Raw genomic sequence first — 22689 nt, forward strand, 5'->3', positions numbered from 1 at the left:
CATATAGCATCGTTAGTGTCATTTGCAGCCACCGAGGGCACCCGATATGGCCAAGACATTAGCACTCCCCAAAGACCAACTGGTCAAGCAAGCACTGATCCAGATGCAAAACACCCTGGCGGATAATACGTGGACCGACCGGCAAAAGCTGGCGCTCACGTGTCGCATCCTGTTCGAGCACGGTCACGATTCCGGCCTGGCCGGGCAGATCACTGCACGCGGGCCACAGCCTGGCACCTATTACACCCAGCAACTGGGCCTGGGGTTTGATGAGATCACGGCGAGCAACCTGTTGCTGGTCAACGAAGACCTGGAAGTGCTGGAAGGCCATGGCATTCCCAACCCGGCCAACCGTTTTCACACCTGGGTGTACCGTGGACGGCCGGATGTGAATTGCATCATCCACACCCACCCTACCCATATCGCGGCGCTGTCGATGCTGGAAGTGCCGCTGCAGGTGTCCCACATGGACCTCTGCCCGCTGTACGAGGATTGCGCGTTCCTGGAAGCCTGGCCCGGCGTGCCGGTGGGCAATGAAGAGGGGGAAATCATCACGGCGGCACTGGGGGACAAACGCGCGATTCTGCTTTCGCACCACGGCCAGTTGTCCACCGGGGCGAGCATCGAGGAGGCCTGCGTGATCGCGCAGTTGATCGAACGCGCAGCCAGGTTGCAGTTGCTGGCGATGGCCGCGGGTACGATCAAGCCGATCCTGCCGGAACTCGGGCGCGAGGCCCATGACTGGATCTCCAAGCCCAAGCGCTTTGGCGCCGCGTTCAATTACTACGCCCGGCAGAACCTGCGCCAACACGCCGATTGCCTGAACTGATTGCCCCTTTTTGACCGGAGACTGTTTATGTCCAGCCCAACGATTCACGGCATCATCGGCTACACCATCACCCCGTTCAGCGCCGACGGCCAGCGCATCGACCTTGACGCCCTGGGCCGCTCCATCGACCGCTTGATCGACAGCGGCGTACACGCCATCGCGCCCCTGGGCAGCACCGGCGAAGGCGCCTACTTGAGCGACGCCGAGTGGGACGAAGTGAGCGCCTTCAGCCTGGCAAAGATTGCCCGGCGCGTGCCGACCATCGTCAGCGTGTCCGACCTGACCACCGCCAAGGCCGTGCGCCGCGCCCGTTACGCCGAAGCCAACGGCGCCGACGTGGTGATGGTGTTGCCGGCGTCGTACTGGAAGCTCAGTGAAGCGGAAATCCTCGCCCACTACGCCGCCATTGGCGACAGCATCGGCGTGCCAATCATGCTCTACAATAACCCGGCCACCAGTGGTACGGACATGTCGGTGGCGCTGATCCTGCGCATCATCAAGCAGGTGGCCAACGTAACCATGGTCAAGGAAAGCACCGGGGATGTTCAGCGCATGCATCAGCTGCATCGCCAGACGGAGGTGCCGTTCTACAACGGCTGCAACCCGCTGGCGCTGGAAGCCTTCGCGGCAGGTGCAAAGGGCTGGTGCACGGCGGCGCCGAACCTCATTCCGCAACTCAATCTGGATTTGTATGAGGCGGTATTGGCCAATGACCTGGTCAAGGCGCGAGAGCTGTTTTATCGCCAGTTGCCGTTGCTGGAGTTCATCCTCAAAGGTGGGTTGCCGGCGACGATCAAGGCGGGGTTGCGGTTGACCGGGCTGGAAGCGGGTGATCCTCGATTGCCGGTTTTCCCGCTGGGTGAAGCGGCGATCGAACAGCTGAAAACATTGCTGCGCTAACCCTTGTAGGCGCTGGCTTGCCGGCGATGGCATCACCTCGGTTAACGATTACACCGAGGTGTTTGCATCGCCGGCAAGCCGGCCCCTACAGGGAACCCGTGCACAATTTTGGAAGGGGATATCCGATTCATAGAGACAAATGACAATGGTTCTCGATACCATTCACGACTTTTCTACGTCGTGCTTCCTCAAGAAGGGTCTCCATGTCTCGTCCCAAGCCCGACCCGTTGTCGGCCGATGCCTTTCGCGGGTTCTATACAGATATCCTGTATTTCCTGCGCAAACGCACGGACAACGCCAGCGACGCCGCGGACATGACCCAGGATGTCTTCACCCAATGGCTGGACTACCGCGACCGGGCCAAGGTCGAGCAGCCACGGGCGTTTCTGTTCCAGATGGCGCGCAACCTGCTGCGTGATCACTGGCGCAAGCAGAAGGTACGGCAGACCGTCCACTCAGATCCGGCCGACATGGACGCCGAGCCGGTCACCGATGAGCAAAACGATCCCATGGCCGCCGCGCAGCGCTTGCAACGCCTGGAACAGTTGAAAGAAGTCCTCGCCGAACTCTCGCCCCGAAGGCGAGAAGCCCTTATGCTGCACCGCTTCGAAGGCTTGAGCCAGGCGCAGATCGCCGAGCGCATGGGCATTTCGACCAGCATGGTGGAAAAGCACATCGCCTTTGCCCTGCTGCACTGCAAGCGACGCCTTCACAACGAACCCGGCACGGAGCAGCCAGAATGAACCGCCTGAGCGACATCGACGCCCTGGACATCGAGCAGAGCGACTCCATCGATGCCCAAGCCGCCAGCTGGTTTGCCCGCAACCGCAACGAGGCGGGGCGTGCCGACCGCAAAGCCTTTGCCGCCTGGCAAGCGGAGCCTGCCCATGCCCGCGCCTATGCCGAATTCGAACAACTGTGGGCCGACCTCGCCCAGTTGCAGCAACTGAACAAACCTGTGGCGCTGCCCAAGCGCAAACCGTCGGTGTGGCGCCCTGCCCTGGCCGTGGCTGCTGCCCTGGTCTGCGCCGTGATGGCCAGCGCTATCGACGCCCCACGTGCGCTCTACCACAGCCAGGTAGCCGCCCATGCCAAAGGCATGCGCACCTTGAACCTGCCCGATGGCAGCACCTTGTATGTGAATGCCAATACCCGCGTGCGAATCGACTTCACCGCGCACCAACGCATCGTTCATCTCGACAAAGGCCAGGTCTATATCGAAGTGGCCGCCGACAAGGAACGGCCCCTCTACGTGCAGGCGGGCGAGGCGAATGTGCGGGTGGTGGGCACCGGTTTCGATGTGCGCCGCAGCCAGCAGCAACTGGTGGTGAGCGTGGCCCACGGCCAGGTGGCCTTCGAGCCGGACCCCAAGAGCCCGGTAGCCCTGCTCGGCGCCCAGCAGCGCGCCACCTACAGCTATGCCAAGGGCACGTTGCAGCAGCAAAGCCTGAACGCCGAAGAAGTCGCCGACTGGCGGAGCGGGCACCTCACGTTTCGCAATCGCGAACTGGCCAGCCTGATCGACGAATTGAGCCTTTACCGCCCCCAGGCGCCGCTGCAGGTGAGCCGTGCGGTGGCGCAGTTGAAGGTGTCGGGCAACCTGGACGTGAATGACCCAGACGCCCTGCTCAACGCCCTGCCGGCCCTGCTTCCGGTGAAAACCGTGCCGTCAGCGGATGGCATCGTGCGGATCGAACCGAGCAAATAACCCCGCAAAAAACCCACACTTGAGAATATTTTGCATTCGCATGTGTGGATTTTTTTGCCTGCCCCGTCTTCCCCCTGTCTGCGTTTGATACGCACGCCTTTTTGGCCGTTTGGCCACTCCGGGGGATTTCATGTTTCGCGCGCCTTGCCACGTTTCGCACCTGTTTCTTCGACCGTCGATCATCGCCACCTGCCTGGCATTCAGCCTCAGCGCCCATGCCGAGTCGCTCACGCTGCAACTGCCCGCCCAGCCGCTGGCGACGTCCTTGAGCCAAGTGGCGCAACAGGCAAAAATCCAGTTGCTGTTCGATGAGACCCTGCTCAAGAACGTGCAGGCGCCGGCACTCAACGGTGACTTCACCCCGGAAGTGGCGATCCGCACCCTGCTGAAAAACGGCGAGTTCACCTTGATCAAAGTCGGCACCACCTACGTGGTACGCCCCGATGAAGGCAAAACCACCAACAGCGGTGCGATCCAGTTGGAAACCCTCAGCGTGATCGGCACCGGCACGGAAGTGAACTCCAGCACCGTCGGCCGTTCCACCCTGACCCAGGAAGACATCGACCGCTACCAGTCCAACAACATTCCCAGCCTGTTGCAGACCCTGCCCGGTGTCAGCCAGGGCGGCTCGCTCAAGCCCGGTGGCCAGACCATCAACATCCGCGGTTTCGGCGATGCCGAAGACGTACCGCTGACCGTCGACGGCGCCACCAAGAGCGGCTTCGAGCGCTACCAGCAAGGCACGGTGTTTATCGAGCCCGAGCTGATCAAGAGCATTGAAGTGGAGAAAGGCCCCAACTCGCCCTTCACCGGCAATGGCGGGTTTGGCGGCACGGTCAACATGACCACCAAGGACGCCCCCGACTTGCTCAAGGACGGCCGCAACAGTGGCGCCATGCTCAAATACGGTTACTCCAGCAACGACCACGAACAGGTCTACAGCGGCGCAGTGTATGGCCGTACCGACGACGGCCGTTTTGACGCCCTCGCCTACCTGACCCAACGCGACGGCGGCGACATGAAGGTGGCCGCCGAACTGCCCAACGAGAACAACCAGTACCCGATCAACCCCAAGCGCCTGCCCAACACCGCCCAGGATGTGGACGGCAAGCTGTTCAAGGTCAACGCGCACCTCAGCGAGGAACACAGCGTCGGCCTTTCCTATTCACGCTCCCATAGCAACCGCTGGACGCCGTTCTCCGCCGCCAGCTACCCGACGCCGCCAACCCAGGCCAACATCGACCGCTACGGCTACGAAGGGGCGTTGAAGCGTTTTCTGGCCCATCGCGACACCGTCGACACCACGTGGTCGGGCAAGTATGAGTTCACCCCGGTGGACAACCCGCTGGTGGACCTGACCGTCAAATATTCGCAGTCCAACACCGAGCAGACGGACGAGCGCGACGCCACCGCGTTTTTTCAGCTGGCCACCGGTGGGCGCAAGATGGACACGTCCTACACCGACAAGAACCTCGATGTCCGTAACGTCAGCCTGTTCGACACCGGCCCGTTGCAACACGCCCTCACTGTCGGCGGGCAGATCCGCAAGCACATCCGCGAAACCGAGATGTGGATGCCCGGCGCCACCTACAACACCCCACGCTACAACTACGGGCACTTCCAGCCGGGCTTCATGCCCCACGGCAAGGTCGATACCAACAGCTTCTTTATCCTGGACGCGGTGACTATCGGCGATGTGACCATCACACCGTCCCTGCGCTACGACCACGTGCGCAACCGTGGCGAAGGCAACGACGCGCCGTACTACAACAACCCGGACCCGGCCGTCGGCCACGACTACAGCGACCGCACCTACACCGGCTGGTCGCCACGCCTGGCGCTGTTCTGGACCGTCAACCCGAACCTGGGGCTGTTCGCCAACTGGAGCCAGACCTGGCGCGCCCCGGTGATCGACGAGCAATACGAAGTGCAGGGCCTGGGCAGTCGCACCGCCACCAGCGTCGACCTCGACCCGAAACGCATCACCTCGATCAGCGTGGGCAGCGTCAGCAGCTTCGACAACCTGATCGCCCGGGACGACAACCTGCAAGTGCGCACCACCTTCTTCCACAACAAGGTCGAAGACGAAATCTTCAAAGCTACCGGCGTCGGCTGCCAAAACCAGGCCATCAACGGCGGCACCATCTCCAGCGCCTGCCCACCCGGCGCGATGTCCAACTACCGCAACATCGGCGGGCTGACGATCAAGGGCTTTGAGCTGGAAACGTTCTACAACTCCACCTACCTGTTCGGCTCCGCTTCGTTCGCCTATGCCAAGGGCGATCACGAAGGCGCCTACACCAACCCATGGGGGCCGGATGTGGCCGCGCGGGATATTCCTCCGACCAAATGGGTGCTGGTGCTCGGCACCAACATCCCGGCGCTGGACGCGCAGGTAGGCTGGATGGGCCAGTTCATCGGCGCCACCAAACGCCTGCCCAGCGACAGCTATTCCGGTGGCCCGGGCAGCAGCGTCGGCGACCTGTTCTATGACCAGTACGGCAATAAGCGCTACAACACCCAAGGCTTGTTCGCCAAATGGAAACCGCAGCAGGCCTACCTCAAGGGCACCGAGGTGAACTTCACCGTGGACAACCTGTTCAACAACAACTTCCGCCCGGCCCTGAGCGGCGACCGCGCCTACACCAAGGGCCGCGATGCGAAGATCAGCGTCACGCGCTTCTTCTAAACCCGCACACCTGTAGGAGCTGGCTTGCCAGCGATGGCATCCCCTCGGTCCAATTGAAAACCGAGTTGCCTGCATCGCCGGCAAGCCGGCTCCTACAGTGGATCTTTGTCGTTGCACACACCCAGCAGTTTTTGAAACTGTACGGATAAATCCGCACCCAGCTGTAGGCCCTGATTTGCCGGGGGTTGTGGCTAGATGGGCTTCCCTTGAAGCCCTCTTGATCCCGGTCCCCTCACCATGAGTTCGCGCGAAAACACCGGCATGGCCCTCGGCCTGCTGGGCGTCATCATCTTCAGCCTGACCCTGCCGTTCACGCGCATCGTCGTGCAGGAAATCCACCCGTTGCTCAACGGCCTGGGCCGTGCGCTGTTCGCGGCGGTCCCGGCGGCGGCGCTATTGCTGTGGCGCCGTGAACGCTGGCCGACCTGGCGCCAGGTGCGCGGGCTGTGCCTGGTGATTGCCGGTGTGATCCTGGGCTTTCCAGTGCTGTCGGCCTGGGCCATGCAAACCCTGCCGGCGTCCCATGGCGCGTTGGTCAACGGTCTGCAACCGCTGTGCGTGGCGCTGTATGCCGCCTGGCTGTCCCATGAGCGGCCGTCCAAAGCCTTTTGGGCCTGTGCCGCGCTCGGCAGTGCGTTGGTGCTCAGTTATGCGTTGATCACCGGCGCCGGCAGTATCCAGGCCGGCGACTTGCTGATGCTTGGCGCGATTGCCGTGGGTGGCCTGGGTTATGCCGAAGGCGGCCGATTGGCCAAGGAAATGGGTGGCTGGCAGGTGATCTGCTGGGCGCTGGTGCTCTCAACACCCGTGTTGATCGGCCCGGTGTGGTACCTGGCGGCGCAGCATCAAGGTGCAATCTCGATGCGTGCCTGGTGGGCGTTCGGCTATGTGTCGTTGTTCTCGCAGTTCCTGGGGTTCTTCGCCTGGTACGCCGGGCTGGCCATGGGCGGCATTGCACGGGTCAGCCAGATCCAGCTGTTGCAGATCTTCTTCACCATCGCGTTTTCGGCGTTGTTCTTTGGTGAGCATATCGAGCCAATTACCTGGCTGTTTGCGTGTGGGGTGATCGTGACGGTGATGTTGGGGCGCAAAACCGCCGTACAACCCGCGCCAATTCCAAGGCCGAACACAATCTAATGTGGGAGCTGGCTTGCCTGCGATAGCGGTGCTGACTGAACCACCGCCATCGCCGGCAAGCCGGCTCCTACAGGGGGTGTGTTCAGCTTAAGAAACCGTCGGCGCGCAGCAGGGTTTCCAGGCAGTGTTCGCTGATGTGGTAGAAGGCCTTCAGTTCCTGGATCTTCTCCAGCAACTGCGCGTTGTCCACAGGCTCCGCGCGTTTCACCGCCAGGATCATCTTGTTCTTGTTGGTGTGCTCCAGCGAGATGAACTCGAACACCTTGGTCTCATACCCACAGGCTTCCAAAAACAACGCGCGCAGGCTGTCGGTAACCATCTCGGCTTGCTGGCCCAGGTGCAAACCGTATTGCAGCATCGGCTTGAGCAGCACCGGGCTCTGGATCTGCAGGCGGATCTGTTTGTGGCAGCATGGCGAGCACATGATGATCGACGCACCGGAACGAATGCCGGTATGGATCGCGTAGTCGGTGGCGATGTCACAGGCGTGCAGCGCGATCATCACGTCCAGCTCACTCGGCGCCACGCTGCGCACATCACCACACTTGAACACCAGCCCCGGGTGCTCCAGGCGCGCAGCAGCGGTGTTGCACAGGGTCACCATGTCTTCGCGCAACTCCACACCGGTGACTTCGCCCTCGGCCTTGAGGGTGTTGCGCAGGTAATCGTGGATGGCAAACGTCAGGTAACCCTTGCCCGAACCAAAATCGGCCACGCGCACCGGCTGGTCCAGCTTCAACGGTGACGAGGTCAGCGCATGGCTGAACACTTCGATGAACTTGTTGATCTGCTTCCACTTGCGCGACATCGACGGGATCAGCGCCTGCTTGGCGTCGGTCACGCCCAGGTCGGCGAGAAACGGCCGGCTCAGGTCGAGGTAGCGGTTCTTCTCACGGTTGTGCTCTGCCGACGGCGCCTCGCGCAACTGCTGCGGCTTGCTTTTGAACAGTGAGCTTTTGTTCTTCTTGCTGTATTCCAGCTGGGCTTCATCGGTCAGCGACAACAGGTGCGCGTTCTTGAACTGGGCCGGCAACAGCTCGGCAATCGCCGCCACGCCGTCGGCCAGGGGCAGGTTCTTGGTGATGTCGCGGGTCTTGTAGCGGTACACGAACGACAGGCAGGCCTGCTCCTTGACCACCACCTGCTTGATGATCAGCCGCTGCAATTCGGCTTCGGCACCGACGTACTTGGCCAGCACCAGCTTGATGAAAGCATTCTGCGCAAGGCTGTCGCTCAGCAGTGCGATGAACTGGGCGTGATGATCCGGTTGAACAGTGACAGACATGAACAAAAACGCCTCGGGCAGGGAATGCCGGGCATTTTAGGGGGGATGGGGCTTGAGGGCACGGGGTTATTTGATCAACGGTCGATTAGCACACCTTGGAGCGGGCTTGTGTGGGAGCTGGCTTGCCTGCGATGGCATCACCTCGGTTTAACTGACAGACCGAGTTGCCCGCATCGCAGGCAAGCCAGCTCCCACAGAGAGATCAGTGTGTCAGGGTCACTCCAACACGATTAACCGGTTAGGCAACTCATTGCGCGTCTGCGTCAACGGCACATGCACCTTGAGCAACTCGCCACAGGCCTCGATGCACGCGATGAACCCGGCCAGCGTCTGCCCCTGCTTCACCTGCTGGGTAAACGCCTTGACGATCACCTCCCAGCGGCTGTCATCCAGGCGCTGGGAAATCCCGTCATCCACCAAAATCTCCACGTACCGCTCGGCCTCGCTGACGAAAATCAGCACCCCGGTGCTGCCCAGCGTGTGGTGCAGGTTCTGCTCCAGGAACTGGCGCCGCGCCAGGTTGGACGCGCGCCAGTGACGAACCGAACGGGGGATCAACCGCGTGGTGACTTTTGGCAATCGGAACACCAGGCACAACACGATGAACGTCGCCCATTGCGCCAGCAGCAGGGTGTACATGGTCAAATAGCCGGACAGGTAATGCACCACGCCCGGCACCACCAGGGCGATCAGGCTGGCCCACAACAACGGAATGTAGGCGTAGTCGTCGGCACGCGCCGCCAGCACGGTCACCAGTTCGGCGTCGGTGGTTTTCTCGACGCGGGCGATCGCTTCGGCGACTTGGCGCTGCTCGTGTTCAGTCAGTAATGCCATGGTTGTCGATGCTCTTTTTTAGTTATTGTCATTACCACCCGCCTGAAGCCCCGCCGCCGCCAAAACCACCGCCGCCGCCCCGGAAGCCGCCACCGCCTCCCCCCCCACTACCGCCACGCCCGCTGTTGCTGAGGATGGCCAGGAGAATGGCGCCCACTGGCAGGCCCATGCGATGGCACAACCACAAGACGCCGATCAGCAGAATGAACAGGCCGATGGAAAACCCGGGATTATCCTTGGCAAAGTTCGCGTCGGCTACATGCGCCGGCACCGCCAACGGGTCACCGCCCACCACCTGCAGCATCGCCGCCACGCCGTCGCTGATGCCCTGGCTGTAGTTGCCGGCCTTGAACTTGGGCGCGATCACCTGGTTGATGATGACCCACGACTGCGCATCCGTCAGCACGCCTTCAAGGCCATAGCCGACTTCGATGCGCAACTTGCGCTCATCCCGGGCGACGATCAACAGCGCGCCGTTGTCCTTGCCCTTCTGGCCGATGCCCCACTGGCGGCCCAACTGGTAACCGAAGTCTTCAATGGGCACACCTTGCAGGTTGGGCACGGTGACCACCACGATCTGGTCGCCCGAGGCCTGCTCCAGCGCCTGCAACTGCTGGGTCAGTTGCTGGCGCGTGGCCGGGTTGATCATCTGGGCATCGTCCACCACCCGCCCGGTCAACGCCGGAAAGGTGAGCGCCGCCTGGGCCATCATGGCGCCGAGCAACAGCAGCAGCGCCAGGCCCATTCGTACTATTCGCATCATGCCCCCTTGGCCTGTGAATGCCTGGCTACCAATTGCCGGTCGCCCCTGCGCCACCGAAGCTGCCGCCGCCACCGCCAGAATCGAAACGCTTGTCGCTGTCGCCTGGGCGCGGGGCGTCATCGTCATCGTCGGAGGGCGTGGTCCGGCGTCCGTACTTGATCACCACAAAACCGATCACCAGCACAAACAACGCCGCCAACCCGAAGATCCAACCCACCCAGCCCTTGTGCGAAGCCTTGGCGTGCACCGGCTTGCCGCCCAGCACCTGGACCATGGCGTTCACGCCCGCCGTGATCCCCTGGGCAAAGCGGTTCTGCTTGAACGAGGGAATGATCACCTGATTGATGATCACTGAACTCTGGGCATCGGTCAGGCGATCTTCCAGGCCATAACCCACTTCGATCCGCACTTGATGTGCCTTGGGCACCACGATCAACAACGCGCCGCTGTTCTTGCCCTTTTCGCCCACGCCCCAGTGACGCCCCAGCTGATAGCCGAAGTCTTCCAGGGTGTTGCCGTGCAGGCTGTCCAGGGTGACCACCACAATCTGCTCGCCGGTCTGCTGCTCGTGGCTATCCAGCGTGCGCTTGAGCGCCGCCGTACTGGCGGCGTCGAGCAGGCCGGCGCGGTCGACGATGCGACCGTCCAGCTGGGCAAACTGCTCGGCGATCAAGGCCTCGACCGACACCGGGGTGTCAGCCGCCATCACCTGACCGCACAGCAGCACGGCGGCGAACAACCAGCCCCGTGCGCCCATCAGAACTTCACTTGCGGTGCTTTATCAGCATCGGCGCTGGTGGCTTCGAAGTTGGCGCGGATCGGCAAGTCGCTGTACATCACGCTGTGCCACAGGCGGCCCGGGAAGGTGCGGATTTCAGTGTTGTAGGCCTGCACCGCCTGGATAAAGTCGCGACGGGCCACGGCAATCCGGTTTTCGGTGCCTTCAAGCTGCGATTGCAAGGCGAGGAAGTTCTGGTTGGCCTTGAGGTCCGGGTAGCGCTCGGACACCACCATCAACCGGTTGAGTGCACCGCTCAGGCCATCCTGGGCTTGCTGGAACTGCTTGAGTTTCTCGGGGTTGTCCAGGGTGCCAGCGTCCACCTGGATCGACGTGGCCTTGGCCCGCGCCTCGATCACAGCGGTGAGGGTGTCCTGTTCATGGGCCGCGTAGCCCTTCACCACTTCCACCAGGTTGGGAATCAGGTCGGCACGCCGTTGGTACTGGTTCTGCACCTGGGCCCAGGCCGCCTTGGCCTGTTCGTCGAGTGTGGGGATCTTGTTGATGCCGCAACCGCTCAACACCGCACCGATCAGCAGCATCGCCGCCGCCTTGAAGCCCCAGCGATATCCTTGAATAACTGACATAAGTCTCTCCGCAACCATTGCTGTGAAATTTGATAACCCTGTACATCGTGCGCCTGGGGCATAATCCGCCACCACGACTGGCATGCATCGACCCAATCAGCTAAAAAGATGCCCTGCGCGAATCAGAGTTCAGATGTGTGCTGCATTCGTCTGACATAACACTCGAACAACAACATATGTTCCAAACACTTTGGCCGAGCAGCGTTCCTTTTGTCGCTGCGCAGTACGCCACGAAAGGATATTCATGAAGAAGCTGTGTTTGCTCGGCCTTGTGGCCACGTTGGCCTGCCACCCCGCCTGGGCCGAAACAGGGTCCGCCGCGCCAAAGGACAAGGACGCGTTCGTCAACGACCTGCTCAAGCAGATGACCCTCGATGAAAAGATAGGCCAATTACGCCTGATCAGCATCGGCCCCGAGATGCCCCGCGAGATGATCCGCAAGGAAATCGCCGCCGGTCGCATCGGCGGCACGTTCAACTCTATCACTCGCCCGGAAAACCGTCCGATGCAGGACGCGGCCATGCGCAGCCGGTTGAAGATCCCGATGTTCTTCGCCTACGACGTGATCCACGGCCACCGCACCATTTTCCCGATCAGCCTGGCGCTCGCCTCCAGTTGGGACATGGACGCCATCGGCCGCTCCGGGCGCATTGCTGCCCAGGAAGCCGCCGCCGACAGCCTCGACATCACCTTTGCGCCGATGGTCGATATCTCCCGCGACCCGCGCTGGGGCCGCACCTCCGAAGGCTTTGGTGAAGACACCTACCTCGTTTCACGCATTGCCGAAGTGATGGTCAAGGCCTTCCAGGGTGTCAGCCCGGCCAACGCCGACAGCATCATGGCCAGCGTCAAGCACTTCGCCCTGTACGGCGCGGTGGAGGGCGGTCGCGACTACAACGTGGTCGACATGAGCCCGGTCAAGATGTACCAGGACTACCTGCCGCCGTACCACGCGGCAATCAAGGCCGGCTCGGGCGGCGTAATGGTGGCGTTGAACTCGATCAACGGCGTGCCCGCCACCGCCAACACCTGGCTGATGAATGACCTGCTGCGCAAGGACTGGGGCTTCAAGGGCCTGGCCGTAAGCGACCACGGTGCAATCGTCGAGCTGATCAAGCACGGCGTGGCCAAGGACGGGCGTGAAGCGGCGAAGCTGGCAATCAAGGCCGGCATCGACATGAGCATGAACGACTCGCTGTACGGCAAGGAATTGCCAGGCTTGCTCAAATCCGGCGAAATCGAACAGAGCGACATCGACAACGCCGTGCGTGAGGTGCTCGCTGCCAAGTACGACATGGGCCTGTTCAAGGACCCGTACCTGCGCATCGGCAAGGCCGAGGATGACCCGGCCGATACCTATTCCGAAGACCGACTGCACCGCGCCGATGCCCGTGATATCGCGCGCCGCAGCCTGGTGTTGCTGAAAAACCAGAACGACGCCCTGCCGCTGAAGAAGTCCGCGACCGTCGCGCTGGTCGGCCCACTGGCCGATGCCCCGATCGACATCATGGGCAGTTGGGCCGCCGCCGGTCGCCCTGCACAATCGGTGACCCTGCTCAAAGGCATGACCGACGCCCTCGCCGGCAAAGGCAAGCTGGTGTACGCACGCGGTGCCAACATTACCAATGACAAGGCGGTGGTCGACTACCTCAACTTCCTCAACTTCGACACCCCGGAAGTGGTGGATGACCCTCGCTCGCCGCAAGCGTTGATCGACGAAGCGGTCAAGGCGGCCAAAAACGCCGACGTGGTCGTGGCGGCCGTGGGTGAGTCCCGTGGCATGTCCCACGAGTCGTCCAGCCGCACCGACCTGAACATCCCGCAAAGCCAGCGCGACCTGATCAAGGCCCTGAAGGCCACCGGCAAGCCATTGGTGCTGGTGCTGATGAACGGCCGTCCGCTGTCGATCCTGGAAGAAAACCAACAGGCCGACGCGATCCTGGAAACCTGGTTCGCCGGCACCGAAGGCGGCAACGCCATCGCCGACGTGCTGTTCGGTGACTACAACCCGTCGGGCAAGCTGCCGATCACCTTCCCACGTTCGGTGGGGCAGATTCCGACCTACTACAACCACCTGACCATCGGCCGCCCGTTCACCCCTGGCAAGCCGGGCAACTACACCTCGCAGTACTTCGATGACATCACCGGGCCGCTGTTTCCGTTCGGTTATGGCCTGAGCTACACCCGCTTCAGCCTGTCGGACATGGCGCTGTCGTCCACCACCCTGAACAAGACCGGCAAGCTCGACGCCAGCGTCACCGTCAAGAACACCGGCAAGGTGGATGGCGAAACCGTGGTGCAGTTGTACATCCAGGACGTGGCGGGCTCGATGATCCGCCCGATCAAGGAGTTGAAGAACTTCCAGAAAGTCATGCTCAAGGCCGGTGAAGAACGCACGTTGCACTTCACCATCACCGAGGACGACTTGAAGTTCTACAACACCCAGCTCAAGTACGCGGCAGAGCCGGGCGAGTTCAATGTGCAGATCGGGCTGGATTCCCAGGATGTGCAGCAGCAGACCTTTGAACTGCTGTAACCCAAGGCTGTAAATCCGGCTTGTGTGGGAGCTGGCTTGCCTGCGATGGCATCACCTCGGTATGACTGACACACTGAGGTGCCTGCATCGCGGGCAAGCCCGGCTCCCACAAAAGCCCGCTCCCACATTTGTTTTGCGGTGTGCTTCTTAGCCGCGTCGGTCGAGCAAATTGACCACCAACCGGTCAATCCACCCCCACACCCGCTGCTTCACCCGCCGCCATAACGGTCGCGCCTTCCACGCCTCCAGGCTCACCGCCTGGCTCTGCTCGAAATCCCGCTCGAAACTGCCCGCCACGGCCAGCGTCAATTCCGGGTCCAGCGCTTCCAGGTTGGCATCCAGGTTAAAACGCAGGTTCCAGTGATCGAAGTTGCACGAGCCCACGCTGACCCAATCGTCCACTAGCACCATCTTCAGGTGCAGGAAGCACGGCTGGTATTCAAAGATCTGCACGCCCGAGCGCAGCAGGCGCGGGTAATAGCGATGCCCGGCGTAGCGCACGGACGGGTGATCGGTGCGCGGGCCGGTGAGCAACAAACGCACATCCACCCCGCGCCCGGCCGCACGGCGCAGGGCCCGGCGCACGCTCCAGGTGGGCAGGAAATACGGCGTGGCCAGCCAGATACGGATCTGGCTGCTGTTCAGGGCGCGAATCAGCGACTGCAAAATGTCGCGATGCTGACGGGCGTCGGCATAGGCGACACGGCCCAGACCCGGACCGGTCGCCGGCAGCTTGGGCAACCGTGGCAAACCAAAATGGGTGGCAGGTTTCCACTCACGGCGGGCCGCGTTGGCATGCCATTGACGGTCGAACAACGCCTGCCAATCCATCACCAGCGGGCCGCTGATCTGCACCATCACTTCATGCCAGTCGGCGGGATCTTGCCCCGGTGTCCAGAACTCATCGGTGACGCCAGTGCCACCGACAAACGTGACGTCCTGATCGATCAGCAACACCTTGCGATGGTCGCGGTACAGGTTGCGCATCCAGCGACGCCAGCTCAGGCGGTTGTAAAAGCGCAGCTCCACACCGGCGTCGGTCAGGCGTTTTCGCAAGCCGAGGGTAAAGGCCAGACTGCCGTAATCATCAAACAGGCAACGCACGCGCACACCGCGTTCAGCGGCCTGCACCAGGGCGCTGACCATGGCGTCGGCGCAGGCGCCGGCTTCCACCAGGTACAACTCCAGATCGACTTGGCGCTCGGCCCGGGCAATGCCCACCAGCATCTGCGGAAAGAACTGTGGCCCGTCGATCAACAACTCGAAACGGTTGGCGCTGCGCCAGGGGAACACTGCGCCGCTCATGTCAGCGCGCCGTGAAAATCAGTACCGCACCCACCGGCACCGACAGGCTGATCGATTCGAGCCCAGCGGCCTGGCGCAACGCCGCCACGCCTGGCACCAGGTCGAAGTCCTCGGCGTGCACCACCAGCGGTTCCAGGGTCACCACCTGGAAACGTCGGTCATCCAGGCGCGTGGCCAGCAGCTCGGCGTTGTAGGTCTGGGTCTTGCCGTGCAGGGTCACGGCCAACGGCAGGCGCAACTCCAGTTGCGCGCCGGGCGCCAAATCATTGATCGGCTGCAGGTTGATCTGCGCGTTGATCAGCGCGTCGGGGAATGTCTTGATCTCGAACAGTTGATTGCGCATGCGCTCGTCGCGCAAGGGAACGCCGCTGTTGACCGACTCCAGCTCGACTTCCAACTGCGCAGCACCTTTGCTGTCGACCTTGCCGTGCAACACCAGGAAGCGCTGCACTTCGGCGATTTCGGTGTTCTTGGTGGTGACGAACGACAGGCGTGACGATTCGTTATCCAGGTACCAGTCGGCCTGGGCAGGCGCCGCAGCGGCGGCCAGCAGGGCGAAGGCCAGGGGTTTGATGGACATTGAAGACTCGTGGGACGAAAAACCTGAACGAACCTTAAGCGCATGTCACAAGCGACGCAAACCCAATGTGGGAGCTGGCTTGCCTGCGATGGCATCGACTGGGTATCACTGACAGACCGAGTTGCCTGCATCGCGGGCAAGCCCGGCTCCCACATAAACCACCATTCCTTCAGTGAGGAGGCGGTGACTGTCAGGCCAACGCCCGCTGCACTTCCCGCACGGTCTGCTCCAGGCTGGCCATGTGCAGGTTCAACACCCGCTCCACCGGCGCCTGGTGCATCGGCCAATGCAGCGCCATGCTGCCTACCAGGCGGCCGTTGGCCTGTACCGGCAAGGCCACGGCGCGGATCAGGAACGGCAGGCGCACCGGGTATTCCCAGTAGCCTTCGGTACGCTGGCCAAACCCCTGGTGCTGGGTTCTCTCGCAGGCATCGTACTGTTCGTGCGCCGCCACATGGTCACGGCCCGCCAGGCGCTGCACTTCCTCGGCCGGCAATTGCGTGAGGCATGCCTTTCCCATGGCCGAATGAAACAGGCTGGCGTGCTGGCCGACGATTTGGCAGTTGTTGGGATACAGCTTGCGCAGCACACCGGGAATCGCGCTTTCCATGACTTCGAGGCGCTCACCATCAAAGCATGACAGGTCCACCACCAACCCGGTGCGTTCGCTGAGTTCCAGCAGCCACGGCGCAGCGCTTTCCACCACCCGGCGCTTGAAGCGCTGCTGGCTGTCACCGAACAGCCGCTGGGCCCGCAGGCGGTAGCGCCGGTCGCTCAAGCCGCGGTAGACCCAGCCCTGGTCCTGCAAGGTCAGCAACATGCGCGACACCGTGGCCTTGGGCAGGCGCGTGAGGTAGTGCAATTCCTCCAGCCCCAGAGCCTGGTGTTCGCCCAGCAGCTCGACGATTGCCAGTGCGCGTTCAACCGAGCGTACCGTGCCTGTCTCCATGTTCGATCTCCCTGATGCCGGTGGATGATCATTGTTCACAGCAAGATACAGGCCCGGTCGTGCCTCAACGCGTCGATTCAAGGCAGGTCGGCGGGCGACGCTGCACCCATTGCGTCAGTTGCTCATGGGCGTAGGCCAACTGCAACACTGCCCGGTCCGCCTGGGCCGGGCCGATGATCTGCAGGCCCATGGGCAAGCCTTGTGGGTTGAAGCCCACCGGCACGCTCATGCTGGGCAAACCGGCCAGGGTGGGGCCGATCACCACTTCCATCCAGCGATGGTAGGTGTCCATTTCGCGCCCACCGACGAGGCGCGGCCAGGGTTGTTGTGCATCGAAAGGGAACACTTGGGCGGTGGGCAACAGCAGGAAATCGTAACGCTCGAACAGTTTGGCCAGGGCGCGATACCACTCGCTACGGTCCACCGACGCCTGGTACACCTGCTGGGCACTCAAGCCCTGGCCGCCCTCCACTTCCCACTGCGCCTCGGGTTTGAGCAGCGCGCGTTTTTGCGGGTTGGCGTAGGCCGCGCCGAGGTTGCCGTGCACCAGCCAGTGACGATGCACCAACCAGCAGCGCCACAGGCGCGCCAGGGAGAAATCCGGTTGGCAGCTTTCAACTTCACAGCCCAGCGCGGTGAAGTCGCCGAGGGCCGATTCGCACAGGCTCATCACGCCGTCATCCATCGGCAGGTAGCCGTTGTAATCCCCCAGCCAGCCCAGGCGCGCACCCTTGAAGTCACGCTGCAACGGCTGGCCCAGCACAGTGGCGTCGTCCCTGGAGGACAGCGGCACCCGAGGGTCGTAACCCGCCTGGATGCTCAGCAGCCGCGCCACATCCGTCACGCTGCGCCCCATCGGGCCTTCGGTGCCCAGTTGCTGCACGAACAGTTCCGGCATCGGCCCGTGGGGCACGCGCCCTTGGGACGGGCGCAGGCCGAACACGTTGTTGAATGCAGCGGGATTGCGCAACGAGCCCATCATGTCGCTGCCATCGGCCACCGGCAGCATGCGCAACGCCAACGCGACCGCCGCCCCGCCGCTGCTGCCACCGGCGCTCAAGCGCGGATCATAGGCGTTGCCGGTGGTGCCAAACAGGCTGTTGTAGGTGTGCGAGCCCAGGCCGAATTCCGGCACGTTGGTCTTGCCGATGATGATGGCGCCACTGGCCCGCACCCGCGCCACGCTGATGGCGTCTTCGCTCGGCACCTGCTCGGCGAACAGCGGCGAGCCCAAGGTGGTGCGCAAACCTCGGGTGGCCGCCAGGTCCTTGATCGCCTGGGGCATGCCGTGCATCCAGCCGCGTGACTGGCCCTGATCCAACTCAAGGTCACAGGCCCGGGCTTCGGCCAGTACCTCATCGGCATCGCGTAGCGACACCAGTGCATTCACGCCGGGGTTGAAGCGTTGGATCTGTGCCAGATACGCCTGCATCACCTCTTCACACGACACCTGCCGCGCGTGGATCGCCTGCGACAGTTGCGTGGCATCCCAATCGACAATACTCAAGGCTTCACCTCTTTCGAAAACGGCTGCGGCTGCTTGGCTCGCGGTGCTTCATGCATGCAGTAAGTGCCCAGCAGCGTGAGCACACACGCGAACAACACATAGAAGGCTGGCGCCACCGGTGTGCCCAGCACCTTGCTCAACCAGGTGACGATCAGCGGTGCAAACCCGCCAAACACCATGACCGCCACGTTATAGGCCACCGACACGCCCGTCGAGCGCACTTCGATGGGGAACTGCTCGGCCAGCGCGGTCGGCGCCGGGCCGAAGAACCCGCCAATGGCCGTGCACAGCAGCACCTGCATCACCAGCAAGCGCTCGATGGATGGCGCGGCGGCCACCCACACATACAGCGGGTAGACCATCACAAAAAACGCCAGGGTGAACGCCATCAACACCGGCCGCCGTCCAAAGCGATCGGACGCCAGGCCCGACAGCGGGATCACCACGGTCATCAGCGCCACCGCGAACATCTGCACCATCAATACCTGGTCCAGCGGCAGGCCGAGGTTCTTGTGGGCGAAGGTCGGCATGTTCACCAGCACTACGTAGAACGACACCGTTGCGCCACAGGCCAGGCCCATCGATACGAGAATGCTGCGCCGGTGTTCGCGCACCACCTGCATGAGGCTCGGCGCGGGGCCGGTGGCTTGCTTGCGGGCTTCGATGAATGCCTCCGGGTCTTCCATGTGCCGGCGAATCCACAGCCCCACCGGGCCGATCAGCAAGCCGAACACGAACGGTAGGCGCCAGCCCCACAGGTCAAGCGTTGCCGGCGAGAAGAAGTGCGTAACCGCTGCCACCATGGCCGCGCCGCCAAACACCGCCAGGCACTGCCCCACCAATTGCCAGGAGCCATACAAGCCCTTGCGATGGGCCGGTGCACTTTCCACCAGAAACGCTGTGGCGCTGGCGTACTCACCGCCGGTGGCAAAGCCTTGCAGCATGCGCGCCACCACGATCAACAGCGGCGCGCCCATGCCGATGGCCGCGTAGTTAGGTGCAAAGGCGATCAACGCGATGGACACCGTCATCAGCCGGATAATCAACTGCATCGCGGCCTTGCGGCCTTTGCGGTCGGCGTAGATGCCCAGCAGGATGCCGCCCACCGGGCGCATGAAAAAGCCCACGCCAAAGGTGGCCAGGGCCATCAACAGCGACGCGTACTCATCGTCCGAGGGGAAAAACTGCCGGGCGATGATGCTGGCCAGAAAGCCATAAACGATGAAGTCATACCATTCCAGCGCATTGCCGATCACGGCCGCCACGACCTGGCGGGTGCGGGAGACGCCTGTGTGTGAAGTCTGCATGAGGAACACTCCATTCAACCGAACGTGGGAAAGGGTCCAGCGGCAGAAAAAAGTGAGGGACGTCAGGCAGGCTTGAGCCAGCTCTCGGCCAGCGCGCCCCAGTAGGCGGCGCCGGTCAGCAGGATGTCGTCGTTGAAGTCATAGGCGGGGTTATGCACCATCGGCCGCGACACGCCGTTGCCGATAAACAGGTAACTGCCGGGGCAGCGTTGCAGCATCCAGGCAAAGTCTTCACTGCCCATCAGCGTGCGGGTGTGGCCGTCCACCGCGTCGGCGCCGAGCAAAGCCACGCCGACCTGGCGCGCGAACTCGGTTTCTTCGGGGTGGTTGACCAGCACCGGGTAGGCCGGGCGATGCTCGATCTGCACGGTGCAGCCGAAGCTGGCGGCCTGGGTGTGGATGATGGCGAACACGCGCTCCAGCATCTGCTCGCGGATCGTCGGGTTGAGTGCGCGCAGGCTCAAACGCAACAGCGCTTGCTGCGGAATCACGTTGGCCGCCTGGCCCGCCTGCAGGGCGCCGACGGTCACCACAGCAGCTTCCTGGGTGTCGATATTGCGCGCCACCACCGTCTGCAACGCCATGACCATGCTCGCGGCCGCCACCAGCGGGTCCACCGTGAGGTGCGGCATGGAACCGTGGCCGCCGACGCCTTCAAGGGTCACGGTGAGCAAATCCTGGGACGCCATCATCGGCCCCACTCGCAGGCCCAGATGCCCCGCCGGCAAGCCCGGCATGTTGTGCATGCCGAACAGCCCGTCACAGGGGAAGCGCTCCAGCAAGCCGTCGGCGAGCATGGCTTCGGCACCGCCCTGGCCTTCTTCGGCGGGCTGGAAGATCAGGTTCAACGTGCCGTCGAACTGCCGCGTGGCGGCCAGGTAACGGGCGGCACCGAGCAGCATGGTGGTGTGGCCGTCGTGGCCGCAGGCGTGCATGCAACCGGCGTGCTGGCTGGTGTAGGCCGCGCCGGTGTTTTCGATGATGGGCAAGGCGTCCATGTCGGCGCGAATGCCCAGGGTACGAGGGCTGCTGCCGTTACGCAGCACACCGACCACACCGGTCTTGCCGATGCCGGTGTGCACTTCGTAGCCCCATTCCTTTAAGGATCGGGCGACCAGTGCGCTGGTGCGATTCTCTTCGAAGCCGAGTTCAGGATGGGCGTGGATGTCGTGGCGCACGGCGTGCAAGTCGCCGGCAACGTCGCTGAGCCAATCCAGGATGTGCTGGTGTGGGCGCATGGTGATTCTCCTCACAGGCGGGTATTCCCGTTCTTGTTTGCTGCACACCGCCAGCTAACCGCGATGTGCGCAGGAGGACAATCAAAGGTGGTTCCACCCTGTGGAACCTCAGTGTTTTACTGTGGGTCACTGAACCCTGTGGGAGCGGGCTTGCCCGCGATGGCGGTGGGTCAGTCACCGCATGCAGCGTCTGAACTGGCCTCATCGCGGGCAAGCCCGCTCCCACAGGAAAGTGGGGTCAGGGGGTCAGGCGGCAGCCGTGGCGGTCGCCGAGCCAGCGGGCGGTGTGGGTGCGGCCCAGTCCGCTGGCGGTGACTTCGCTGCGCTCGGGGTTGTCGCTGAACGCGCTGGTGGGCACGTATTGCTTCACGTAGCCCCGGCAATAGTCAGCCGGGTTGTTCTCGACGTAGCGGCACGAGCAGTACTCCTTGGCCGTGTACGCCGCGATGATGTCCGGGAAGGCTTGCAGGTTGACGCGCTCGTGCCAGATCCAGCCCAGCAAAGCGAGCACCAGCAACAGAAACACGCTGGTAAACGGCCGGCGACGGATCATGGTTGCACCGCCGCGAGCACGTGCTTGAGCAGGTCGTTGTGGCGGTAGCTGCCGTCGCGGTCATCGCCGTAGCGCACGATCACCAAGTGTTCGGCGGGCATCACGTATAACGCCTGTCCCCAGTGGCCGAGGGCGGCGAGCGTGTCACCGGGAGCATCCGGCCAAGGCCGCGGCGCACCTTTATTGAGCCACCAATGGCCACCCGGCACGGCCTCATCCTGGCCCGCCCGGTAATTGGTGAAGGGTTGGCGATTGAAGGCGACCCAGTCCTTGGGCAGCAATTGCTGCTCGCCCCAGCGACCATCGCGCGCCATCAGCAGGCCGACGCGGGCCAGGTCGCGGGCGGTGAGGTAGGCGTAGGACGAGGCCACGAACGTCTCGTCGGCATCGGTTTCCCAGGTGGCGCTACGAATGCCCAATGGTTTGAACAGCGCGTCCCACGGGTAGCTCATATACGCCTTGTGGCCGAGCATGCCTTTAAGCGTGGCGGACAGGATGTTGGTGTCACCGCTGGAATAGCGGAACACCTGGCCGGGCGCGCTGGCGGCGTCCGTATCGGCGGCGAAGTCGGCCATGTCGGCGCGGCCGCGGGTGTAAAGCATCGCCACCACCGAGGATTTCAGCGGGGCGAATTCATAGTCTTCCTGCCAGTCCAGGCCCGACGCCCAGTGCAGCAAGTCGGCCATGGTGACTTTGGGATGCTGCTTCATCGGCGGGTAAAAGCGTGCGGCGGGGTCGGTCAGTTTGAAGCGATTTTCGCCGTAGGCCACGCCCAATACAGTCGCCATCAGGCTCTTGCTGACGGACCAGGTCAGGTGCGGCGTGCTGACGGTGGTGGGCGCGGCGTAGCGTTCGTAGATGACTTCGCCGTCGCGGATCACCAACAGCGCGTCGGTGCGGATGCCCTGGCGGGTGGTGTCGTCACGAGGGGGAAAAGCGTAGGCATTCAGGGCGTCGACAGCGGGGCCTGCGAGCGGCGTGCCCTTGGCCCAGTCCTTGTCTGGCCAGGTTTCGGCGTGGGCGGTAACGGTGACGGTGACTAGCAGGAGGGCGACGGATAGCAGGCCTCTGAACATGGATACGGACTCACGGGGGGCATTCGTGGTCGCGAGGCTAGATGAGGGGGATGACGGTTTTGTGACCGGGGGTTGGGGGCATATCCGTTATTTGGGTGATGGCTGGTATTGGTTCCGCTCTTACAGCG

Annotated in this window: 20 protein-coding genes; 7 read left to right on the forward strand and 13 right to left on the reverse strand. The window is 62.9% G+C overall.

All coding sequences use genetic code 11. The annotated features are described in order from the left end of the window. Window positions 1–46 precede the first annotated feature (46 nt). From HX792_RS28600 to HX792_RS28625, 6 genes are all read left to right on the forward strand, one after another. A complete protein-coding gene (locus HX792_RS28600; RefSeq protein WP_176999227.1) occupies window positions 47–829 on the forward strand; it encodes an aldolase in 783 nt (260 codons plus the stop codon). A gap of 27 nt (window positions 830–856) precedes the next feature. Further along, window positions 857–1729 (forward strand): dihydrodipicolinate synthase family protein, encoded by an 873-nt coding sequence (locus tag HX792_RS28605; RefSeq protein ID WP_176999228.1) that lies wholly within the window; start codon window positions 857–859, stop codon window positions 1727–1729. A 203-nt stretch (window positions 1730–1932) separates the two neighbouring features. Next, entirely contained in the window at window positions 1933–2472 is a 540-nt protein-coding gene (locus HX792_RS28610; protein ID WP_176999229.1) for an RNA polymerase sigma factor, read from the forward strand. Beyond that, complete coding sequence (locus HX792_RS28615) at window positions 2469–3437, forward strand: FecR domain-containing protein (protein WP_176999230.1); 969 nt, start codon at window positions 2469–2471, stop codon at window positions 3435–3437. Before HX792_RS28610 ends, HX792_RS28615 begins: the two co-directional genes overlap by 4 nt. Window positions 3438–3567: 130 nt before the next feature. Next, complete coding sequence (locus HX792_RS28620; protein ID WP_176999231.1) at window positions 3568–6126, forward strand: TonB-dependent receptor; 2559 nt, start codon at window positions 3568–3570, stop codon at window positions 6124–6126. A gap of 237 nt (window positions 6127–6363) precedes the next feature. Further along, on the forward strand, window positions 6364–7263 hold the full coding sequence (locus tag HX792_RS28625; protein ID WP_176999232.1) for a DMT family transporter: 900 nt from the start codon (window positions 6364–6366) through the stop codon (window positions 7261–7263). Between the two features lie 82 nt (window positions 7264–7345). On the opposite strand, the gene HX792_RS28630 is transcribed toward HX792_RS28625, so the two are convergent. The 5 genes from HX792_RS28630 to HX792_RS28650 all read right to left on the reverse strand — a co-directional run bounded on the left by HX792_RS28630 (window position 7346) and on the right by HX792_RS28650 (window position 11510). Further along, the gene (locus HX792_RS28630; RefSeq protein ID WP_176999233.1) at window positions 7346–8548 is read right to left on the reverse strand and encodes an SAM-dependent methyltransferase; all 1203 of its coding nucleotides are present in this window, start codon (window positions 8546–8548) and stop codon (window positions 7346–7348) included. A 216-nt stretch (window positions 8549–8764) separates the two neighbouring features. Next, window positions 8765–9382, reverse strand: coding sequence for a TPM domain-containing protein (locus HX792_RS28635; protein WP_176999234.1), 618 nt, complete (start codon window positions 9380–9382; stop codon window positions 8765–8767). Window positions 9383–9413: 31 nt separating this feature from the next. Then, window positions 9414–10142, reverse strand: coding sequence for a YgcG family protein (locus HX792_RS28640; protein WP_176999235.1), 729 nt, complete (start codon window positions 10140–10142; stop codon window positions 9414–9416). 28 nt (window positions 10143–10170) lie between these two features. Then, window positions 10171–10902 carry a YgcG family protein gene (locus tag HX792_RS28645; protein WP_176999236.1) on the reverse strand — a complete coding sequence of 244 codons (732 nt, stop codon included), beginning with the start codon at window positions 10900–10902 and terminating at the stop codon, window positions 10171–10173. Continuing rightward, window positions 10902–11510, reverse strand: a complete 609-nt coding sequence (locus HX792_RS28650) for a LemA family protein (RefSeq protein ID WP_176999237.1) — start codon at window positions 11508–11510, stop codon at window positions 10902–10904. The genes HX792_RS28645 and HX792_RS28650 overlap by 1 nt, the downstream gene beginning before the upstream one ends. Window positions 11511–11754: 244 nt before the next feature. On the opposite strand from HX792_RS28650, the gene bglX reads away from it, so the two are divergent. Continuing rightward, window positions 11755–14046 carry a beta-glucosidase BglX gene (gene bglX / locus HX792_RS28655; protein ID WP_176999238.1) on the forward strand — a complete coding sequence of 764 codons (2292 nt, stop codon included), beginning with the start codon at window positions 11755–11757 and terminating at the stop codon, window positions 14044–14046. Between the two features lie 147 nt (window positions 14047–14193). Here the strand turns inward: bglX and HX792_RS28660 are convergent, their stop codons facing one another. From HX792_RS28660 to HX792_RS28695, 8 genes are all read right to left on the reverse strand, one after another. After that, complete coding sequence (locus HX792_RS28660; RefSeq protein WP_176999239.1) at window positions 14194–15351, reverse strand: phosphatidylserine/phosphatidylglycerophosphate/cardiolipin synthase family protein; 1158 nt, start codon at window positions 15349–15351, stop codon at window positions 14194–14196. A 1-nt stretch (window position 15352) separates the two neighbouring features. Then, a complete protein-coding gene (locus HX792_RS28665) occupies window positions 15353–15931 on the reverse strand; it encodes a YceI family protein (RefSeq protein WP_176999240.1) in 579 nt (192 codons plus the stop codon). 190 nt (window positions 15932–16121) lie between these two features. After that, window positions 16122–16880 carry an IclR family transcriptional regulator gene (locus HX792_RS28670; RefSeq protein ID WP_176999241.1) on the reverse strand — a complete coding sequence of 253 codons (759 nt, stop codon included), beginning with the start codon at window positions 16878–16880 and terminating at the stop codon, window positions 16122–16124. Between the two features lie 64 nt (window positions 16881–16944). After that, entirely contained in the window at window positions 16945–18387 is a 1443-nt protein-coding gene (locus HX792_RS28675; protein WP_176999242.1) for an amidase, read from the reverse strand. Beyond that, window positions 18384–19694 carry a citrate-proton symporter gene (locus HX792_RS28680; protein WP_176999243.1) on the reverse strand — a complete coding sequence of 437 codons (1311 nt, stop codon included), beginning with the start codon at window positions 19692–19694 and terminating at the stop codon, window positions 18384–18386. The genes HX792_RS28675 and HX792_RS28680 overlap by 4 nt, the downstream gene beginning before the upstream one ends. 62 nt (window positions 19695–19756) lie before the next feature. Beyond that, window positions 19757–20932 carry a M20 aminoacylase family protein gene (locus HX792_RS28685; protein WP_176999244.1) on the reverse strand — a complete coding sequence of 392 codons (1176 nt, stop codon included), beginning with the start codon at window positions 20930–20932 and terminating at the stop codon, window positions 19757–19759. Between the two features lie 238 nt (window positions 20933–21170). Beyond that, the gene (locus HX792_RS28690) at window positions 21171–21485 is read right to left on the reverse strand and encodes an amidase (protein WP_176999245.1); all 315 of its coding nucleotides are present in this window, start codon (window positions 21483–21485) and stop codon (window positions 21171–21173) included. After that, on the reverse strand, window positions 21482–22561 hold the full coding sequence (locus HX792_RS28695) for a serine hydrolase (protein ID WP_176999246.1): 1080 nt from the start codon (window positions 22559–22561) through the stop codon (window positions 21482–21484). Before HX792_RS28695 ends, HX792_RS28690 begins: the two co-directional genes overlap by 4 nt. Window positions 22562–22689: the final 128 nt, after the last annotated feature.

It is taken from the genome of Pseudomonas sp. B6002, from assembly GCF_013385985.1.
Classification (GTDB): domain Bacteria; phylum Pseudomonadota; class Gammaproteobacteria; order Pseudomonadales; family Pseudomonadaceae; genus Aquipseudomonas.

What these genes read in the sequence shown, in the direction of transcription:
- HX792_RS28600 (WP_176999227.1), top strand. Translation starts at nt 47, where the DNA reads ATGGCCAAGACATTAGCACTCCCCAAAGACCAACTGGTCAAGCAAGCA.
- HX792_RS28605 (WP_176999228.1), top strand. Translation starts at nt 857, where the DNA reads ATGTCCAGCCCAACGATTCACGGCATCATCGGCTACACCATCACCCCG.
- HX792_RS28610 (WP_176999229.1), top strand. Translation starts at nt 1,933, where the DNA reads ATGTCTCGTCCCAAGCCCGACCCGTTGTCGGCCGATGCCTTTCGCGGG.
- HX792_RS28615 (WP_176999230.1), top strand. Translation starts at nt 2,469, where the DNA reads ATGAACCGCCTGAGCGACATCGACGCCCTGGACATCGAGCAGAGCGAC.
- HX792_RS28620 (WP_176999231.1), top strand. Translation starts at nt 3,568, where the DNA reads ATGTTTCGCGCGCCTTGCCACGTTTCGCACCTGTTTCTTCGACCGTCG.
- HX792_RS28625 (WP_176999232.1), top strand. Translation starts at nt 6,364, where the DNA reads ATGAGTTCGCGCGAAAACACCGGCATGGCCCTCGGCCTGCTGGGCGTC.
- HX792_RS28630 (WP_176999233.1), bottom strand. Translation starts at nt 8,548, where the DNA reads ATGTCTGTCACTGTTCAACCGGATCATCACGCCCAGTTCATCGCACTG.
- HX792_RS28635 (WP_176999234.1), bottom strand. Translation starts at nt 9,382, where the DNA reads ATGGCATTACTGACTGAACACGAGCAGCGCCAAGTCGCCGAAGCGATC.
- HX792_RS28640 (WP_176999235.1), bottom strand. Translation starts at nt 10,142, where the DNA reads ATGCGAATAGTACGAATGGGCCTGGCGCTGCTGCTGTTGCTCGGCGCC.
- HX792_RS28645 (WP_176999236.1), bottom strand. Translation starts at nt 10,902, where the DNA reads ATGGGCGCACGGGGCTGGTTGTTCGCCGCCGTGCTGCTGTGCGGTCAG.
- HX792_RS28650 (WP_176999237.1), bottom strand. Translation starts at nt 11,510, where the DNA reads ATGTCAGTTATTCAAGGATATCGCTGGGGCTTCAAGGCGGCGGCGATG.
- bglX (WP_176999238.1), top strand. Translation starts at nt 11,755, where the DNA reads ATGAAGAAGCTGTGTTTGCTCGGCCTTGTGGCCACGTTGGCCTGCCAC.
- HX792_RS28660 (WP_176999239.1), bottom strand. Translation starts at nt 15,351, where the DNA reads ATGAGCGGCGCAGTGTTCCCCTGGCGCAGCGCCAACCGTTTCGAGTTG.
- HX792_RS28665 (WP_176999240.1), bottom strand. Translation starts at nt 15,931, where the DNA reads ATGTCCATCAAACCCCTGGCCTTCGCCCTGCTGGCCGCCGCTGCGGCG.
- HX792_RS28670 (WP_176999241.1), bottom strand. Translation starts at nt 16,880, where the DNA reads ATGGAGACAGGCACGGTACGCTCGGTTGAACGCGCACTGGCAATCGTC.
- HX792_RS28680 (WP_176999243.1), bottom strand. Translation starts at nt 19,694, where the DNA reads ATGCAGACTTCACACACAGGCGTCTCCCGCACCCGCCAGGTCGTGGCG.
- HX792_RS28685 (WP_176999244.1), bottom strand. Translation starts at nt 20,932, where the DNA reads ATGCGCCCACACCAGCACATCCTGGATTGGCTCAGCGACGTTGCCGGC.
- HX792_RS28690 (WP_176999245.1), bottom strand. Translation starts at nt 21,485, where the DNA reads ATGATCCGTCGCCGGCCGTTTACCAGCGTGTTTCTGTTGCTGGTGCTC.
- HX792_RS28695 (WP_176999246.1), bottom strand. Translation starts at nt 22,561, where the DNA reads ATGTTCAGAGGCCTGCTATCCGTCGCCCTCCTGCTAGTCACCGTCACC.